Here is an 18,807-nt window from a genome sequence, read left to right as displayed (position 1 = left end):
GGTTCCGTCACTGCTGCTTGGACTGGGAGTCGGCCGGCTGCGCGGCCGCATCCTGCGTGGGCTGTTGCTGGGCGGCCGGCGCCGCTGCATCGGCCTTGTCGGCGGACGGTGCGGCTTTCGCGTCGCCGCCCTGTGCCGCGCCGGGCGCCGCGCCCGCTGCACCGGGCTGGCTGCCTTGTGCCGGCTTGTTCGGATCCCACGGCACGCCCTTGGCCGGCTGCCCTTCCTTGGCCTTCTGCACGCCATCGACGATGACCTGATCGCCCGGGCTCATGCCGCCGGTGACGATCCACTGGCCCTTCTGCTGGCCGTCGACGGTCAGGTTCTTGCGGACCACCTTGCCGTCCTTGCCCAGCACCAGGGCGTAGGGTCCGGTGGCATCGCGCTGCACCGCCTGCTGCGGCAGCAGGTAGGCATTGTTGCGCTGGCCCAGGCTGGCCTTGAAGGTCACGAACGCGCCTGGCAGCAGCGATTGTTCAGGGTTGGGCAGGGTGGCGCGCAGCGACACCGCACCGGTGCTCGGGTCCACCGTCACCGCAGACACGTCCAGCGTGCCGGGGTGCTGGTACTGCGTGCCGTTGCCCAGCTCCACATTGATGGACGACTTGCCGTCGCCGCTCAGCTGCACGTTGCCGCTGCTCTGCGCCTGACGTAGGGCGGCCAGTTCTTCGCTGCTCATGGCGAAGTTCACGTACAGCGGGTCGATCTGGTCCACGGTGGTGAGCAGGGTGGCTTCACCGGCACCGACCAGCGCGCCTTCGGTCACGCGCTGAATGCCGGCGCGGCCGGTGATCGGCGAGGTCACGGTGGCGAAGCCGAGCTGGATGCGCGCAGCTTCGACCGCGCCGCGCGCCTGCTGCACGTTGGCCCCGGACGAACGCTCGTTGGCTTCGGCGGTGTCGATGTCGGCGCGCGAGACGTACTGCTGCGGCGCCAGGCTGCGTGCACGCGTCGCGGCGATCTTGGCGTTGGTATAGGTCGCTTCGGCGGCGGCCAGCTGGCCCTGCGCCTGCAGCAGCGTGGCCTTCAGCTGCGAGGGGTCGATCTGGAACAGCGGCTGGCCCTCTTTGACGTTGGCGCCTTCGGTGTACAGGCGCTTGAGCACCACGCCGTCCACGCGCGCGCGCACGTCCGCCGAACGGTACGCCGACAGGCGGCCGACCAGGTCGCGTTCCAGCGGCAGTGTCTGCGGCTTCATCTCCAGCACCGAGACTTCCGGCGGCGGCGGTGCCTGCTGTTGTTCGGGCTTGCTGCAGGCAGCCAGCGCCACGGTGATGGCACAGGCCAGGCCGAATGTGCGGAGCGGGGCAATCATCAGGGGGAACTCCGTTAGGGTCTTGAAGTGAGAAGCGAAGGTGGTGGCGACGTCGGCGCGGCAGGAGCCGGAGCAAACGCACGCAGGAAGGTGTCCACGGCGAACTGCGCCCATTGCTGCCTGGCGGGAAGGCCGGCGCGATGGGGGACTTGAAACCGTTGGCGGTCGAAATCCAGCCCGACGATCATGCTCAGCAGCAGTTCGGCCATGAAGTGCGGATCGTCATGCCGCAGTTGGCCGGCGTCGATCGCCTGTTCGAAGCGATGCGCCAGGCGCTGCTGCATGCCGACCACGCCGTCGTGGAAGATCTGCTGCGACTGGTCGGGAAACCGGTGCGACTCGGCCTCCACCAGACGGCAGGTCTGTAGCACATCGGGGTTGTTCAAACGGTCAAGATGGGCCAGCGCGAAGGCCAGCAGATCTGCGCGGAGATCGCCCGAGACCGTGCCTAGCGGCCCGGCCGCCAGGTGCACGTGGTCCTGCAGCACGTCGCGCAGCAGGTTTTCCTTGCAGCCGTAGTAGCTGTACAGGGTCTGCTTGGAACAGCCGGCCCGCTCGGCCACCGCGTCCATGCTCAGCCGCATGCCACGCTCGGCAAGCAGCGCATGCACTGCCGCATGGATGCGGCGGTCGCAGTCCGAACGCCGGGCAGCACGGTGGGAACGAGGGATCATGGCGGTAGACTATACCGTCCAGTTTAGTTTTTAAACAGGCTTGACGGCCGCAGCGTTGTCTGCACAACGCCTTCTGTGCCAAGCCTTTGGCCGGACTTTGCCGGTTGTGGCGGTCCAGCCCCGCCTTCCCGCCGCTGCGTTCTCGTCGCTACATGGATGTCGTGCTTTTGCATGCCGCCGGGGGCGATCGTGGGCCGCACATTTGCGCTATGCAGCAAGGCGTCGTCACCGCGCACCGGTACAATTCAGGTTTTCCACCGAGCATTCCAGCTCTACTCATGACAGCCAAGAAAGCCGCTTCGAAATCGTCCACGACGTCGGTCAAACCGGTCGCCGAACGTGCCGTCCCCGTGCTTGCCACCGAACCGCAGGCGGTTACCCTCGAGCCGGTGTTTGCCGCGTTGCGCAAGCGCTACCCGGCCGCCCGTCAGGCCGAAGTCCAGGCGTTCGCCGCCGACTTCTACCGGCGCATGGAGGAAGACGAATTCCCGAACCATCCGCCGGAGCAGTGGGCGGCGCTGGCATCGGACATGCTGGAGTTCGCGCGCGCGCGCAAGGCCGGCACGGTCAACGTGCGGGTGTTCAACCCGACCTTGAAGAGCCACGGCTACGAGTCGCCGCATACCCTGCTGCAGATCGTCAACGACGATATGCCGTTCCTGGTGGATTCGGTCAGCATGACCCTGGCCGACCTGGGCATCGGCGTGCACGTGCTGGGCCACCCGGTACTGCGCATCGCGCGCGACAAGTCCGGCAAGCTCACCGCAGTGGGCGAGGGCAAGGGCGAATCGCTGATGGTGCTGGAGATCGACCGCCAGCCGCCGGAAGAAATGCCCAAGCTGGAAGCGGCCGTGCGCAAGGTGCTGGCCGAGGTGCGCGCCATCGTGCAGGACTGGTCGGCGATGCGCGAGCGCATGGTCATGCTGGCCGACGATCTGGCGACCCGCCGCCTGCCGATCGACGACATCAACCGGCACGAGGCGCAGGAGTTCCTGCGCTGGGCCGCGGCCGACCACTTCACCTTCTTCGGCTACCGCGAGTATCGGGTGGAGAAGCAGGGTGGCCAGGATGTGCTGGCACCGCTGGAAGAGACCGGCCTGGGCCTGCTGCGCGGTCGCGACACCTCGCCGGCGCGTCCGGTGACCACGCTGGCCGCGCATGGCCTGAATGCCTCGTCCAAGCTCAAGGATGCGTTGATCCTGACCAAGACCAATGCACGCTCGCGCGTGCATCGGGTCGGTTACATGGATTACATCGGCATCCTGGAATTCGACGCCAAGGGCCGCATCGTCGGCGAGCAGCGCTTCCTGGGCCTGTTCACGTCCAGCGCCTACAACCGCCGCCCCTGGGAAATTCCGCTGGTGCGTCAGCGCCACGAATACGTGATGAGCAAATCGGGGCTGACCCCGAGCAGCCATAGCGGCAAGGCCTTGCGCCACATCCTGGAAACGCTGCCGCGCGAGGAGCTGTTCCAGTCCAACGAAGAAGAGCTGTACCGCACCGCGATGGGTATTCTCGGGCTGCAAGAGCGTGTGCGTAGCCGCCTGTTCCTGCGCCGCGACAAGTACGGGCGTTTCATCTCGGCGCTGGTGTACATCCCGCGCGAACGCTTCAACACCGATGTGCGCTTGCGCATCGAAGCCTTGTTGAAGGATGCGCTGCACGGCGAATACATCGACTCCAGCGTGGTACTGGGCGAATCGCCGCTGGCACAGCTGCATCTGATCGTGCGCCCCAAGAGCGGCGAGGCGCTGGAGTTCGACACGACCGAACTCGAGTCGCGGCTGGCGCACCTGCTGCGCAACTGGCGCGATGCCCTGCGCGAAGCATTGGTTGCGCGACATGGCGAGGCCACTGGCCTGCGCATGGCGGCCAACTTCGGTCGCGCCTTGCCGGCGGGCTATATCGAAGATTCGTCGATCGAATCGGCGGTCTCCGACGTCGAGCATCTCGCCTCGCTGGACGGCCCGGACGATCTGCACCTGAGCCTGCAGGAAATCCGTCGCGACGACGGCATGCGTCTGGACGCGGGCGAAGGCCTGCGCCTGAAGCTGTACCGCCAGCTCGACGATATTCCGCTGTCCGATGCGATGCCGATGATGGAAAACATGGGCCTGCGGGTGATTTCCGAGCGGCCGTATCGGCTGCAGGTCGGCGACACCCCGGTCTACATCCAGGATTTCGAGGTCGAATCGACGTCCGGCAAGATCAATGCCGCACACGCCGATGCCAGCTTTGGCGAAGCGTTCGAGCGCATCTGGAACGGCGATGCCGAAAACGACGGCTTCAATCGCCTGATCCTGGCGGCCGGCCTGCATTGGCGCCAGGTGGCATTGCTGCGCGGCTACTGCAAGTACCTGCTGCAGACGGCGGTGCCGTTCTCGCAGGCCTACGTCGAAGCCACCTTCACCCGTTATCCGTTGCTGGCGCGCCTGCTGGTGGAATTGTTCGAAGCACGCTTCGACCCGTCCACCGGCAGCGAGACCAAGGCGCAGATCTTCGCCGGCCAGGAGCGCCTGCGCGAAGAACTGTCTGCGTTGGCAGGCGGCGACGAGGCCACGCTCAAGGCGCTGGACGCCGTGCTGGAAGCACGTGGCGGCGATCGCAACGCGCAGCAGGACGCTACCCGCGCCACCTTGCTCAAGCTGATGGACCGCGTCTCCAGCCTGGACGAGGACCGCATCCTTCGCAGCTTCATCGATGTGATCGATGCGACCTTGCGCACCAATTACTACCAGACCGACAAGAACGGCAAGCACCCCCACTGCATCAGCTTCAAGCTGGATTCGGCGCGCGTGCCGGACCTGCCCAAGCCGCGTCCGTATCGCGAAATTTTCGTCTACGGCCCGCGCGTGGAAGGCGTGCATCTGCGCTTCGGCGCAGTGGCGCGTGGCGGCCTGCGCTGGTCTGACCGCCGCGAGGATTTCCGCACCGAAGTGCTGGGCCTGGTCAAGGCGCAGATGGTCAAGAACACTGTCATCGTGCCGGTCGGCGCCAAGGGCGGTTTCTACGTCAAGCGCTCGCCGGTCGGCGGTGATCGCGATGCCATCCAGGCAGAAGGCATCGCCTGCTACAAGCTCTTCATCCAGGGCCTGCTCGATATCACCGACAACATCGTCGGCGGCAAGATCGTGCCGCCGCCGCAGGTGGTGCGTCACGATCAGGACGACCCGTACCTGGTGGTCGCGGCCGACAAGGGCACCGCCACGTTCTCCGACATCGCCAATGGTCTGGCGCTAGACCACGGTTTCTGGCTGGGCGACGCCTTCGCCTCCGGTGGCTCGGTTGGCTACGACCACAAGGGCATGGGCATCACCGCACGCGGCGCGTGGGAATCGGTCAAGCGCCACTTCCGCGCCATGGGCCGCGACTGCCAGAGCCAGGACTTCAGCGTGGTCGGTATCGGCGACATGTCCGGCGACGTGTTCGGCAACGGCATGCTGCTTTCAAGACATATCCGCCTGCTGGCCGCGTTCGATCACCGCCACATCTTCCTGGACCCGAACCCGGATGCAGCGGTGTCCTTCGCCGAGCGCGATCGCCTGTTCAAGTTGCCGCGTTCCAGCTGGGCCGATTACGACGCCAAGCTGATCAGCGCCGGTGGCGGCATCTATCCGCGCACGCTCAAATCCATCGACATCAGTGCACCGGTGCGCGAAGCGCTGGGCCTGGACGCCAACGTCAAGCAGCTCTCGCCCAACGAGCTGATGAACGCCATCCTCAAGGCGCCGGTGGACCTGTTCTGGAACGGCGGTATCGGCACCTACGTCAAGGCGGCCAGCGAATCGCACGCCGATGTGGGCGACCGCGCCAACAACGGCCTGCGCGTCAACGGTGGCGAGTTGCGCTGCAAGGTGGTGGGCGAGGGCGGCAACCTGGGCCTGACCCAGCTGGGGCGTATCGAAGCGGCGCAGACCGGCGTGCTGCTCAACACCGACTTCATCGACAACTCGGCCGGCGTGGACACCTCCGATCACGAGGTCAACATCAAGATCCTGCTCAACGACATGGTGCAGGCCAAGAAGCTGACCTATGACGCGCGCAACAAGCTGCTGGCGTCGATGACCGATGAAGTGGCCGATCTGGTGCTGTGGGACAACTACCGCCAGAACCAGGCCATCAGCCTGATGGAGCGCATGAGCGTCAAGCGGCTCGGCTCCAAGCAGCATTTCATCCGCACGCTGGAACTGCAGGGCCTGCTGGATCGGCAGATCGAGTTCCTGCCCTCCGATGCCGAGCTGTCGGCACGCAAGGCGCGCGGCCAGGGCCTGACCCGGCCGGAGCTGTCGGTGTTGTTGTCGTACTCCAAGCTGGTGGCGTTCCAGCAGCTGCTGGAATCGGACATTCCCGAAGACCCGTACCTGTCCAAGGAATTGCAGCGCTACTTCCCGCAGCCGCTGCAGAAGAAGTACGCCGATGCGATGGAGCGTCACCGCCTCAAGCGCGAGATCATCGCCACCGCGGTCACCAACACCACCATCAATCGCATGGGCGCCACCTTCCTGATGCGCATGCAGGAAGACACCGGTCGCAGCATCGGCGAGGTTGCCAAGGCCTATACCATCAGCCGCGAAACGCTGGATGCGCGCGCGCTGTGGACGCAGATCGATGCGCTGGACGGCAAGGTGCCCGAGTCGGTGCAGATCGACGCGCTGGAAGTGATCTGGCGCCTGCAACGCTCGTTCGTGCGCTGGTTGCTGCTGCGCCCCGGCCAGATGCCCGGCATCACCGCCGCGGTGGAGCGTTACCACGGCCCGTTCAACGACATCCGCGTGGCGTCGGGCGTGCTGTCGGACGCACAGCGCCCGCAGTACGAAGCCAGCGTGCAGGAGTGGCAGGACAAGGGCCTGACCCCGGCACTGGCGCAGCAGTTGTCCGAGCTGCGTTATCTGGAACCGGCCTTCGACATCATCGAAACCGCACGCACCCGCAAGCTCAAGCCGGTGGACGTTTCCAAGGTGCATTTCCGCCTGGGCGAAGCGCTGCGGCTGCCGTGGCTGTTCGAACAGATCGACGCGCTGGAGGTCAACGGCCGCTGGCATGCCGTGGCACGTGGCGTGTTGCGCGACGAGCTAGCCGCGCATCAGCGTGCGCTGGTGGGCCAGGTGCTGACCATGTCCGGCAGCAGTGCCGAGGACAAGGTCGCCAACTGGATGGCGCGCGACGATTCCAGCCTGCGCTTCACCCTGGCGATGCTCGCCGACGTCGCCGAGCAGAAGACCCTGGACTATCCGACCGTGTCGGTGGCAGTGCAGCGGTTGGGCCAATTGGCTGCGCACGGGGTGTAAGTGGCCTAATGCCGCGGTGGCGGAGCGAGCGCTTCGCTATCGTGGTGGTCGCGACAGCGCCGTGATTGAGTCGATGCAGAGGCCGCCTCCGGGCGGCCTCTTGCGTGCAGGGCACGGTGCACGGCGTACGCCCACGTGCCCTGAGTGCGGCCCCCGCTGGATGTCCAGGCGCTATGTCGTGCGGCTCAAGCACAGGGCCAACACACGCCGCCCTGCAGGCGGGCCTGGCTTACGCCCGATGCCCGCTCATTTCCTGCCCGGCGTGCTTGTCGAAGCGTACGTGCCACCAGGTGGCGCTGAGCGAAATCAGGCTGACGATGCAAAAGGCCAGCGAGAAATCGCTCTGATGCGGCGTTGCGTGGCCGCCGGCCAGCATCGCCAGGTTGAGGATCATCGCGCCGGCACACACGCCGACCGAGAGCATGAGTTGCTGCAAGGTCGTATACAGGCTGCTGGCGCGGCTCATGCGCGCGGCCGGCACGTTCTCGTAGGCGATGGTGTTGTAGGCGGCAAATTGAAACGACATGAAGGCGCCGCAGCACAGCAGCAGGCCGAACATCAATGCCGGCGGCCAATCGGGGCGGAAGAACGCGCACACCATATAGCCCAGGCTGGCGAGGACGCCGTTGCCGATCAGACTGTTGCGATAGCCAAAGCGACGCAGCAATTGCGGGGTGATGCTGCGCATCAGCAGTGCGCCGAGCGCGGTGGCCAGGATCAACCGGCCGCTGTGCGCGGCGCTCATGCCGAAGCCGATCTGAAACAGCAAGGGCAACAGAAACGGCTGCGCACCCTGGGTGATGCGCATTAGCGCGCCGCCGATCACCGACAACCGGAACGAGGCGATGCGCAACAAGCTCAGGTCCAGCAGCGGAGCGGGGTGGTGACGTGCGTGCCAGAGATAGCCCAACCCAGCGCTGCCGCCGATCGCCAGCAGCCAGCTGGCTTCGCCGATGCCGTTTTGCTGGCTGACCATTTCCAGGCCGAACAGCAGGCAGCCCAGTGCGGTACCGCACAGCACGAAGCCGCGCAGATCGAAACGCGCCGGCGTCGATTCGGTGGGAATCTCCGGAATGAAACGCCGCACCAGCAGGAAACCGGCAATACCGATCGGCACGTTGATGTAGAAGATCCAGCGCCAGTCCAGGTACGAGACGAAAAAACCGCCCAGCGGGGGGCCGAGCATCGGGCCGATGAAGGCCGGCACCAGTGTCCAGGCCATGGCCGACACCAGGTGGCGTCGTTCCACCGTGCGCAGCAGGATCAGCCGGCCCAGCGGGGCCATCATGGCGCCGCCCGCACCTTGCAACACACGTGCGGCGACCATGGTGGGCAAGCTGTCGGCCAGCGAACACAGGATCGAGCCACCGACGAATACCCAGATGGAGGCGCCGAACACGCGGCGCAGGCCGAAGCGGTCGGCGATGGCGCCACTTGCCGGGATCAGCACCGCCAGCGCCAGCAGGTAGCTGGTCATCGCGATGCTCATGGCTGGTGCCGCTACGCCGAAATCGCGCGCCAGGGTCGGCAGCGCGGTGGCCAACACAGTGGCATCCATCTGCTCCATGAAAATGGCGCACGCCAGGATCAGCGAGATGATGCGGTAATCGGGATAACGCGGCGGCGTAGCGCCTGCCTCGGACACGCTGGAGGACATCGGACTCTCGGTTGCGGGGCCGCGCCGCCTGCGCCGCAGACGACAGCAGGAACGGCCCGCGTCGCACGGTGTTGTGCGGCGCAACATAGGTATTGTCTGCTGGGGTGGGGCGGGGTTCAAGCGCACGTGGGTAACAGTGCGTGCTTGTGGATGCAGACGCGGCGTTTTGGTGGTGGGTGTTGGCGTGATGCAAAAGGTGGCGGCTAACGCGGCTGGCGGTGAGGTGAGCGCGCGATGGCGATGTGGGATGCGCGAAGTGATGCATCGTGGGGCGGTTGTCCCCGAGCTGCCCGCACCCCATCCGGCGCGACGCGCCACCCTCTCCCAGAGGGAGAAGAATCAAGATGCGGCACGCGGACAGTGATCGCGGCTGGGAAACGCCCCTCTCCTGCGGGAGAGGGGTGAGGGTAAGGCGAAAGACAGCCCACCTGACATCGCGAATGGGCGGTTGCCTGACCTGCCCGAATCAGCGCTAAGCCGCAGGGCTGTCCCAAGCGTCCTTGATCTGCAGAATCTGCGGCAACGCGTCGTGGAAATGCTGCACCAGGCGCGGTTCCAGTTGCTTGCCTGCCATGCTGTCGAGCTTGCGTAGGGCGTCTTCCACCGTCCAGGGCGCCTTGTAGGCGCGTCGTCCGCAGAGCGCATCGAAGACGTCGGCCACCGCCACGATGCGTGCCGATTCGGGAATCGCCTCGCCCGACAAGCCTTGCGGATACCCGCTGCCGTCCCAGCATTCGTGATGATGCAGCGCGATTTCCGCTGCCAACTGAAACACCGGGCCGCGGCCGTGGCGCAACAGGTCATGGCCGGCTTGCGGGTGCTGGCGCACCACCGAGCGTTCGTGTTCGTCCAGCGAATCGGGCTTTTGCAGGATGCTGCCTGGCACTGCGATCTTGCCGGCGTCGTGCAACGGGGCGGCGTCCTGCAGGGTCTGCGCCTGCTGCGGCGACCAGCCCACCGCCTCGGCCAGGACACGCGCATACACCGCCATGCGCCAGATATGCGCGCCGGTGTCGGCGTCCTGGCCCTGGCCGGCGGTGCCGAGCAGATGGATCGCCTCGCGGTATTGCTGGGCAAGGCGTGCGTTTTCGGCCAGCTTCAACTGGGTACCGATGCGTGCCTTGAGCAGCGCAGGCGAGTAGGGCTTGCTGACGTAATCGGCCGCGCCCGCTTCCAGCCCGAGGCGTTCGTCGTGTTCGCTGTTGCGCGAGGTCACGAACAGGATGGGGATGGCGTTGCTGGACGGCTGCTGCTTGAGCGCGCGCGCCACCGCATAGCCGTCCATGTCGGGCAATTCGACATCCAGCAGGATCAGCTTTGGGGCGTGGCGGCTGACCGCATCCAGGGCTTCGCCGCCGGATTTGGCGAATACCAGCGCGAAGTCATCGCGCAGCAGCTGGCGCAGGGTGGCCAGGTTGCTGGACTCGTCGTCGACACAGAGCAGGGGGCGGGACGGCATGGTGATCCTTGCCAGACGCTCGGGGAGCGATCAGTGCGGGTGGGTGGCCTGCCACTCGCGCAACGTGGCTTCGGCGCGGCGGAAGTCGAAATCTTCGACCGCGCGTTGCAGGGCTTCCTGCAGTGCGCGCGGCAAGCGTGGCGCACAGATCAACAGCGCATGGTCGATCTGGTCGGCATCGTCGCTGGCAAAGGCCGATGTCAGGATCTGCACGCTGTCTGCATCCAACGCAACGCCCTCCTCGTCGGCGGCAACGTCGCTGTCGCCATGCTGCAAGAATGCCCGGATCGCGTCGGCGGTGCGCTGCATGACGTCCTTCAACGCAATCAGCGATGCGGTGATGTCGTGTCCTTCCTCGATACGCGTCTCCAGATCGCCGGCTGCACCGGCCAGGGCCGGCAGCGCGAGCGAGCCGGCCGCGCCGCGCAGCTTGTGCGCCATCGCGCCGATGGCCGGCAGTTCGTTGCGACGCAGATGCTCGGCGGCTACCTCAGCCGGGTCCGGGTTGTCGCGCAGCAGCTTGATCAGATAGCGCGCATAGGGTTCGCGCTCGCTCCACAGGCTGCGCGCGCGTGCGGCGTCCAGCAGTTCCGGGTCGCTGTATTCCCATTCGGGACCGGCGTGCGCCTGCGCCTCGTGCGGAAGCGATGGAATGCGCCGTGTGCCCGGCTGCAGGAAATGACGAATGGCAGTGACCAGTTCTTCGACGTTGAATGGCTTGGCGATAAAGCCGTTCATGCCTGCTTCCAGCGCTTTTTCCTGCTGCGGGCGGAACGCGCCGGCGGTCAGCGCGATCACCGGCAGGCTGGCCAGGGCCGGGATCTGGCGCAACCGGCGCGTGGCCTCGTAACCGTCCACCACCGGCATCTGCACATCCATCAGCACCAGGTGGAACAGGTTGGGCGCGCGTTTGAGCGTACTCACTGCCTGTTCGCCATCGTGGGCGACGGTGACCATGGCGCCTTCGCCCTCCAGAATGCGCTGGGCGACTTCGCAATTGATGTCGCTGTCGTCGACCAGCAGCAGGTGGGCGCCCTCCAGGCGTCGCGCAACGAATGTCGGCGTGGCAGGGCGGGTACCCGGGCGTTGCTCGAGCAGCTGTTCCACCAGCCGGTGCAGGGCCGCGCCGGTCACCGGCTTGGTCATCACCGCATCCAGATCCTGCTGCTCGGGATGCTGCTCCAGCAGGCGGCGCTCGTAGGCGGTGACCATCACGATGACCGGATGCGGGCCGGGCGTGGCGCGTGCACGAATCTCGCGCGCGATGGCCACCCCGTCGATATCGGGCATGCGCCAGTCGAGCAGGAAAATATCGTAGGGCTCTGCAGCGTGTTCGATGGCCTGCAGTGCGGCCTGTCCGCTGGCCACCGCATCCACGCGCCAGCCAAGTTCGGTGGCGATGCGCACCAGGTTGTTGAGCGCTGCATCGTGGTCGTCGGCGATCAGCACGCGCGGCATCGCTTCCGGCGGCAAGGCCGGCAATTCGCGCTGTGCCTGCGGTGGCGCGGATTTTTCCAGCGTCACCACAAAATAGAATTCGCTGCCGCGGCCGGGCACGCTTTCCACTTCCAGTTCGCCGCCCATCAATTCGACCAGGCGCCGGCTAATGGTCAAACCCAGGCCGCTGCCGCCGTAACGCCGACTGGTGGACGTGTCGGCCTGCAGGAACGGCGAGAAGATCACGCTCTGCTTTTCCTTAGAAATACCGATGCCCGTGTCGCGGACCGAAAACAGCAGCTTGAACTTGTTGGGGTCGCCGCTGGGGAAGCGGCGTACCGACAGCACCACTTCGCCCTGTTCGGTGAACTTGATCGCATTGCCGACTAGGTTGACCAACACTTGGTTGATGCGCAGCGCATCGCCCAGCAGCCAACGGCTGTCGCGTGGCAGGGGTTCGACGATCATTTCCACCGGTTTGGCGCTGAGCGAGGAGCGCATCAGGTCGGCGATGTTATCGAACAGCTGGTTCAGATCGAACGGCGCGCATTCCAGGTCGATACGCCCGGCCTCGATCTTGGAAAAGTCCAGGATGTCGTTGATGATCTCCAGCAACGTGCGCGCGGAACGATCGATCTTGGCGACCATGTCCTGCGCGGCGCCGGGCAGTTCGCTGCGCTGAAGCAGGTACAGCATGCCCAGGATGGCGTTCATCGGCGTGCGGATTTCGTGGCTCATGTTGGCCAGAAAATCGGATTTGGACTGGTTAGCGCTCTTGGCCGCATCCATCGCCAGGCGCAGCTGTTTTTCGTGCAGCTTCTGCTCGGTGAGATCCACCGCCACGCCGAGATAGCCGATCACCTGGTCGTGGTCGTCGCGCAGGGTGCTCAAGGTCAGCAGCACCGGCAGGCGGCGCCCGTCATGGCTCACGTAGGTCCACTCGCTGGTGTCGCTGCGACCCAGGCTGGTGAGTGCGGCGATCGCCTCCAGCGTATGCGCCACCGGCGTACCGGTCTGTTCGGCCAGCATGTGCGCGCGCTCCTGCAGTTCCTCGGGCTCGACGAACTGGCTGGCCTTGCGTCGTCCGATCACTTCTGCCGCGCTGTAGCCCAACAGTTTTTCGGCGGCCGGATTGAACAGCGTGACGAAGCCGCTGGAATCGATGGCGATAATGGCGTAGCCGGCGTGTGCCAGGATCGCGCGTTGCAGCACCGAGAACTTCACCAGCTCGCTGGTGCGTTCGGCGACCTGGTGTTCGAGCGAGGCATTGAGGTCGATGATGCGTTGATGCGAGCGCACGCGGTCGGAGATGTCGCGGAAGAAATGCGAATGGCCGCTGAGCGTGCCTTCGCTTTCGATGATCGGCGCCTTGCTGGCCAGCACATGCACCTGATGCCCGTCGCGATGGCGCATGGTCTGCGCCGCCGATGCGTTGCCCGCCAGTGCCGCGTCGGCATGGTCGACCTCAGGCATCGCATACGGCTGCGGCGACAGCAGCATGGTCAGGTCCTGATCGATCGCCTCGTCGGCCGTGTAACCGAACATCGCCTCGGCGGCCGGATTCCAGTGCGTGATACGGCCATCCGGGGTTTCGGCAACGATGGCTTCGCTGGAATGGCTGACCAGCGCGGCCAGTTCCATCTGCTTGCGCAGCACTTCCTCGCGGCGCAGCCCATTGCTGAAATACAGCACCAGCAGGGCGGCAAACAGGACCGTGGCGGCCATCACCAGCCCGCCGATCAACCAGGGCGAACTCTGGTTGAGCGATGCGACGAAGCCGGCGGTGGGGTGGGCGGTGATGACCCAGGTGCGGCCGTAGATCGGCAACAGCCGCACCACCGGCGGACGCAGCGCGCTGTCGCTGGCTGGCGTGCCGCTGCGATAGAAATTGTGGGTGGGCTCATTGCGGTCGGACAGGTCCAGCGCCACGTCGTCGCGCTCACCCAATGCGCTTCGCACCATCTGCTCGACGCTGAAAGGCGCATACACCCAGCCGCTGGTGGCGAGCATGCGCTGTTGCGGGGTCTGCAACGGCATGCCTTCCCGATAGACCGCCAGCAGCACCAGAAAGCCGCTTTCGCTGGGAACGCGGTAACCGGAGAGCGAGATCGGCGAGGTCATGACCGGCTCGCCGCTGCGTGCGGCCTGCAGGGCGGCGGCACGCCGGCGCGGCTCGGAGGCGATATCGATGCCGAGCGGGCGGTTGCCCGAGGATTCCGGCTCGAAATACAGCACCATGTAACGCTCGCCATCCCATGGCGCCAACGGCCGGCGATGGATGTCCGGCGCACCGTCGGCACGCGCGGCCTGCAGAAACGCGGCTTCGTCGGCCGGGGCGACCCGATGGATGTAGCCGTAACCCAGCACCCCGGGAAACTCGCGCGGATAATCCCGCGAGCGGCTATACAAGGTGAAGCGTTCTCGACTGATGATGTCGCTGCCCGCGCCGATCACCGCACCGCGTGCGCCGCGCAAGCCATGCTCGAAGGTGGACATGCGCTCGCTGATGTTGCGCGCCAGCGTACGCACTACGTAGTCGAAGCGTTGCTGGCGCTCGAGCTCGTTCTGCCGTTGCAGCCACACGCCGGTGACGATGGCGGCAACCAGGCCGGCGCTCAGAATCAGCAGTGCACCAAAGAATGCGCGACGCCCGTATGTCCTGCGCAAATCCCAGCGGCCCTTCGGCATGTTCGTTCCTTCGCCTTGCCTGTTACGTGCCCAGAGTGCTGGCCGACCTGCGTCGACCTCGTGGTGCCGCCCGATATCCGGCGGCTGTGTGCAGTCCCCCAAGCCTGCACGTCATTTTCGGATGGGCGATCGACGTTCCCGCATCAAAACGACAGCCAGATCGACAACGCGTGAAGGATCAGTCCGATCAGTCCACCGACCAACGTTCCATTGAACCGAATGTATTGCAGATCGCGTCCCACCCCCAATTCCAATTGTTCGACGAGGTGACGTTCGTCCCAACTTTTCATCGTCGACGCAATATGGTCGGTGACCGATGTGCGCAAGCGCGCGGTGAGTTTGTCGGCGGCCTGCAACATATGTTGATTGAGCGCTTCACGCAGCGAGGGATCCTGCGACAAGGCCCGGCCGAGCGATTGCATGGAACGCTCCACGTGCGCGGCCATCGACGATTGTTCGCGCGCCAGGTCATTGCGCAGTGCGTCGCGAATTTCGCCCCACAAACCTTGCACGTAGTCCTGCAGTGCCGGGTGTTCGATGGCGCGTTGCTTGAGTTCTTCCACGCGCACGGCCATCTCCGGTTCGTCGCGCAAGCGCGTGATGTAGCCCTGCAGCCACGCTTCGTAGTCGAGCCTGATTGGATGCTCGGGCGTTTTGAGGATGTCCTGCAGTTCTTCGATCGCCGCACGCGCCATGCGGTCGGCCAGGCTGTCGCCGATCTCTTCGATCGGCTTGACCCAATTCACGGTGCCGACCAGCTTGGGCCATTCGCGGCGCGCGTAACGCACGATCAATGCAGACGCGCGCGTCTTGACCTGCTCCTGGTCCAGCCATTCGCCCAGCCGCAGCAGCACTTCATCCAGCAGCTTCTGGTGGCGGCCGTCGGTGGTGAGCAGGGCCATCACATCGCCGATGGTGGCGGCGGCGTTCCATTTGCGCAGGCGGTCGACCACGAAGCCTTGAATCGCGCGGCGGACGGCTGCCTCGTCGAGCAGTTCCAGCGCCTGCAGCATCCAGCCGCGCGTCATCTGCGCCAGCATGCGTGCCTGCTCTGGTTTGGCCAGCCAATCGCCCAGCCGGCTGGCGGGATCGAATACCCGCAGCTTTTCCATCAACGCATCCGGGGCGAGGAACTGGTCGCGCACGAACACTGCCAACCCGTCGGCCAGCCGTTCCTTGCCGCGCGGCAGGATGGCGGTGTGCGGGATCGGCAGGCCCATCGGGTGGCGGAACAGCGCCACCACCGCGAACCAGTCGGCCAATGCGCCCACCGTGGCCGCTTCGCAGAAGGCCGACACCCAGGCCCAGATGCCGTGTTCGCCCATCAGGTGGCTGATGACGAAGCCGGCGAACATCGCCAGCAACAAGGCCACCGCCAACAGCTTCATGCGCTGCAACTGGGCACGACGAGGATCGATCGGACGGGGAGTGCTGAGACTGGGTTCCATCGGTGAAGTGTACCCAGTCGTCTGACCAGGGCACGTCCACGGCGGGTGGCGCCATCGCGCGCGCAGGTTGTGGCCGCGTCTTGCGTGCCTTGTGCTCCAGCTGCGCCTGGGTTGGGGCGACCCAGCGGCTGTTGCTGTCGCGGGAGCGCACCTGGGCGCGACGGGCTTTATCGGGAATGCCTGTCGCGCCCAGGTGCGCTCCTACGTGTTGCTGTCGACTGTCGGGTGCACTCAGCCGCGCAGGCGTTCCAGTTGCGCCTGCAGTGCGGTCACCTTCGATTGCAGCGCGGCATTCTCGTTTTCCAGTTCGGTGACGCGGCGCTGCAGGGCCTTGATGTCGCGGCGTTCGGCTTCGTCACCTTCGGCCTCGTCGGCCTTGGGTTTGCGCTTGGCATCGCGTACACGCTTGGCGGCCTGTTTGAGCTCGGCCTTGCCGGCCTGCGCGGCGGCGCGTTGTTCGTCCTCCGACAGCGTGGCCACCGCAGCGGCGGCGCTGATCGAAATCTCGCCCGCCTTGACCGCCTGCACCACTTCCGGCGCGGCCTGCTTGTGGATGCGTTCGATCATCACCACCTGGTTGCTGCTCAGACGCGCTTCGCGGGCCAGCTCGGCACGGCTGACCGGGGTAGAGGTTTCGTCCCACGGCGGGCTGTCGGTGTCGTCGGCGGTGTGCGTGCTGCTCTGCTCCAGGCCAGTGTCCGGCTGGTCGCCGGCCACCGCCGGCGCTTCGGCTTCGGCGTCGCGCTGGCTGCGTTGGCGTGCGGCCAGGATCTCGCGCTTGCGCAACGCCAGTACGCCACGCTGGAAGTCGGACACGCTGCGCCGGCCCAGGTGCTGTTCGATCATCCACAGGTGCACGTCCTGCATGGACTGGAAGCGCGGGTTCTGCACCGTCTGGAACGGCAGCCCGTGTTTCTGGCAGATACCGTAGCGGTTGTGGCCATCCACCAGCACATCGCCCCACAGCACCAAGGCATCGCGGCAGCCTTCGGCCAGCAGGCTGCGTTCCAGCGCCTCGTGCTCGTCGGGCGTCAGCGGGTCGATATAGGCCTTGAGTTCTTCTTTGACAACGATGTTCATACGGCAACTGCTGGAAGACGGGGCGGGCATTGTAGTGAGCCGGCCCCGGCTTTGCGCGCTTGACGGCTGCCTGCATGCGTGACACGCGGGCGCCCGTCGCCGACGTTGCGGTCGTTGCCTATGGCCAGCCGAGCCTAGTCCACCTGGCGAAGCATCTTGCCCAGCGTCTCCACCATCTGCCCGATCTGCTCCGGGGTGACGATCAGCGGCGGTGACAGTGCGATGACATCGCCGGTGACGCGCACCAGCAGGCCGCCCTCGTGGAAACAGCGCTCGAAGACCTCGTAACCGCGCGCGCCCGGGGCGCCGTCGCGTGGTGCCAACTCGATCGCGCCGATCAGGCCGATGTTGCGGATGTCGATCACATGCGGCGAGCCGCGCAGGCCGTGCAGTGCGTCTTCCCACTGCAGGCCAAGCGTGATCGCGCGCGTGAACAGCTCTTCCTCGGCATAGGTGTCCAGCGTGGCAATCGCCGCTGCACAGGCCAGCGGGTGGCCGGAATAGGTATAGCCGTGAAAGAGCTCGATCGCGTTTTGCGGCCCGTGCATGAAGGCATCAAAGATCGCATCGGCCACCAGCACCGCGCCCATCGGCACGGTGCCGCTGGTCAGGCCCTTGGCGGCGGTGATGATGTCCGGGGTGACGCAGAAGCGCTGCGCGGCGAATGCGTCGCCCACGCGGCCGAAGCCGGTGATCACCTCGTCGAACACCAGCACGATGCCGTGGCGGTCGCAAATGGCGCGCAACCGCTGCAGGTAACCTTCCGGCGGCAGGATCACGCCGGCCGAACCGGACACCGGTTCGACGAACACTGCGGCGATGGTGGATGCATCGTGCAGGGTGATCAGCCGTTCCAGATCGTCGGCCAGCTCCGCGCCGTGTGCGGGCAATCCACGCGCATAGGCGTTGCGCTGCAGATCCAGCGTGTGCCGCAGATGATCGGTACCGGCCAGCAGCGGACCGAACCACTTGCGGTTGTTGGGCAGCCCGCCGATCGACATGCCGCCGAAGCCGACCCCGTGGTAAGCCTTTTCGCGGCCGATAAAACGGGTGCGCTGGCCTTCGCCGCGCAACCGGTGGTAGGCCAGCACGATCTTCATCGCGCTATCCACCGCCTCCGAGCCGGAGTTGGTGAAGAACACATGGCCCAAGCCGGGCGGGGCGATTGCGGCCAGCCGCTGCGCCAGTACGAAGGGCAGCGGCGAGCCCATCTGGAAGGTCGGCGCGAAATCCAGCGTGCCGGCCTGTTCGCGAATGGCGGCCGCGATGCGCTCGCGGCCATGTCCTGCATTGCAGCACCACAGGCCTGCCGTGCCGTCCAGAATCTGGCGGCCGTGGACATCGCGGTAATGCATGCCCTGCGCCGAGGCCAGCAGGCGAGGCCGTGACTTGAACTGGCGATTGGCGGTGAACGGCATCCAGAAGGCATCCAGCTGCGTCGGTGCCTGCAGCGCATCGGCGGCGTCGCTGGGAAGGTGGTGGGGCATGGCAGGCTCCATCGTGCAGGATCGCCCGACTGTACGCAGCTGGCGCCTCGGCCGTCACCTGACAGGCCGGCAGGCGCACAGGAGTAGCAGGCGCATCGTGCGTATTCCGGTCGAGCGACACCAGGACCGGATGATGCCGGCACCCGCCACAGCGCTGCGCGTGCAGCAGGCGCGGGGACGGGTTTCGCGACGCGGTTGGCGAAGTGCAGACAGACTAGTCAATTAGTCGCAGCTGCGGCCGCTAACACCAAGGCACGCTTACGTGACATGGGTA

9 protein-coding genes are annotated in these 18,807 nt (G+C 65.9%); 1 reads left to right on the top strand and 8 read right to left on the bottom strand.

Going from position 1 to position 18,807, the window contains the following annotated elements; all coding sequences use genetic code 11:
* Nucleotides 1-7: 7 nt before the first annotated feature.
* Both AC1POX_RS13210 and AC1POX_RS13205 read right to left on the bottom strand, forming a co-directional pair.
* Entirely contained in the window at nucleotides 8-1,315 is a 1,308-nt protein-coding gene (locus AC1POX_RS13210; RefSeq protein ID WP_122273020.1) for an efflux RND transporter periplasmic adaptor subunit, read from the bottom strand.
* A 14-nt stretch (nucleotides 1,316-1,329) separates the two neighbouring features.
* Complete coding sequence (locus AC1POX_RS13205; RefSeq protein WP_008571360.1) at nucleotides 1,330-1,989, bottom strand: TetR/AcrR family transcriptional regulator; 660 nt, start codon at nucleotides 1,987-1,989, stop codon at nucleotides 1,330-1,332.
* A 278-nt stretch (nucleotides 1,990-2,267) separates the two neighbouring features.
* Here AC1POX_RS13205 and AC1POX_RS13200 point away from each other — a divergent pair, with 278 nt between their 5' ends.
* Complete coding sequence (locus tag AC1POX_RS13200; protein ID WP_372356249.1) at nucleotides 2,268-7,277, top strand: NAD-glutamate dehydrogenase; 5,010 nt, start codon at nucleotides 2,268-2,270, stop codon at nucleotides 7,275-7,277.
* Between the two features lie 229 nt (nucleotides 7,278-7,506).
* Here AC1POX_RS13200 and AC1POX_RS13195 read toward each other — a convergent pair whose 3' ends face one another.
* The 6 genes from AC1POX_RS13195 to aptA form a co-directional block, all read right to left on the bottom strand.
* Entirely contained in the window at nucleotides 7,507-8,934 is a 1,428-nt protein-coding gene (locus tag AC1POX_RS13195; RefSeq protein WP_008571358.1) for a DHA2 family efflux MFS transporter permease subunit, read from the bottom strand.
* Between the two features lie 472 nt (nucleotides 8,935-9,406).
* Entirely contained in the window at nucleotides 9,407-10,393 is a 987-nt protein-coding gene (locus tag AC1POX_RS13190) for an HD-GYP domain-containing protein (protein WP_008571357.1), read from the bottom strand.
* Nucleotides 10,394-10,423: 30 nt separating this feature from the next.
* Nucleotides 10,424-14,518: a CHASE domain-containing hybrid sensor histidine kinase/response regulator gene (locus AC1POX_RS13185; RefSeq protein WP_372356248.1), complete on the bottom strand. Its 4,095-nt coding sequence runs from the start codon at nucleotides 14,516-14,518 to the stop codon at nucleotides 10,424-10,426.
* Nucleotides 14,519-14,661: 143 nt separating this feature from the next.
* The gene (locus tag AC1POX_RS13180; RefSeq protein WP_011347805.1) at nucleotides 14,662-15,966 is read right to left on the bottom strand and encodes a DUF445 domain-containing protein; all 1,305 of its coding nucleotides are present in this window, start codon (nucleotides 15,964-15,966) and stop codon (nucleotides 14,662-14,664) included.
* Nucleotides 15,967-16,197: 231 nt separating this feature from the next.
* Nucleotides 16,198-17,046 carry a plasmid replication/partition related protein gene (locus AC1POX_RS13175; protein WP_372356247.1) on the bottom strand — a complete coding sequence of 283 codons (849 nt, stop codon included), beginning with the start codon at nucleotides 17,044-17,046 and terminating at the stop codon, nucleotides 16,198-16,200.
* A 134-nt stretch (nucleotides 17,047-17,180) separates the two neighbouring features.
* Nucleotides 17,181-18,545, bottom strand: coding sequence for an omega-aminotransferase AptA (aptA, locus tag AC1POX_RS13170; protein ID WP_338334090.1), 1,365 nt, complete (start codon nucleotides 18,543-18,545; stop codon nucleotides 17,181-17,183).
* Between the last annotated feature and the right edge of the window lie 262 nt (nucleotides 18,546-18,807).

The sequence above is a fragment of the Xanthomonas sp. NCPPB 3442 genome (genome assembly GCF_056725145.1).
The sequence above is the reverse complement of the archived record's forward strand: the minus strand, read 5'-3'. Positions and strand labels throughout refer to the sequence as shown.

Bases quoted from the DNA above. Each gene is read 5' to 3' on its own strand.
- AC1POX_RS13210 (WP_122273020.1), bottom strand. From the start codon at position 1,315: ATGATTGCCCCGCTCCGCACATTCGGCCTGGCCTGTGCCATCACCGTG.
- AC1POX_RS13205 (WP_008571360.1), bottom strand. From the start codon at position 1,989: ATGATCCCTCGTTCCCACCGTGCTGCCCGGCGTTCGGACTGCGACCGC.
- AC1POX_RS13200 (WP_372356249.1), top strand. From the start codon at position 2,268: ATGACAGCCAAGAAAGCCGCTTCGAAATCGTCCACGACGTCGGTCAAA.
- AC1POX_RS13195 (WP_008571358.1), bottom strand. From the start codon at position 8,934: ATGTCCTCCAGCGTGTCCGAGGCAGGCGCTACGCCGCCGCGTTATCCC.
- AC1POX_RS13190 (WP_008571357.1), bottom strand. From the start codon at position 10,393: ATGCCGTCCCGCCCCCTGCTCTGTGTCGACGACGAGTCCAGCAACCTG.
- AC1POX_RS13185 (WP_372356248.1), bottom strand. From the start codon at position 14,518: ATGCCGAAGGGCCGCTGGGATTTGCGCAGGACATACGGGCGTCGCGCA.
- AC1POX_RS13180 (WP_011347805.1), bottom strand. From the start codon at position 15,966: ATGGAACCCAGTCTCAGCACTCCCCGTCCGATCGATCCTCGTCGTGCC.
- AC1POX_RS13175 (WP_372356247.1), bottom strand. From the start codon at position 17,046: ATGAACATCGTTGTCAAAGAAGAACTCAAGGCCTATATCGACCCGCTG.
- aptA (WP_338334090.1), bottom strand. From the start codon at position 18,545: ATGGAGCCTGCCATGCCCCACCACCTTCCCAGCGACGCCGCCGATGCG.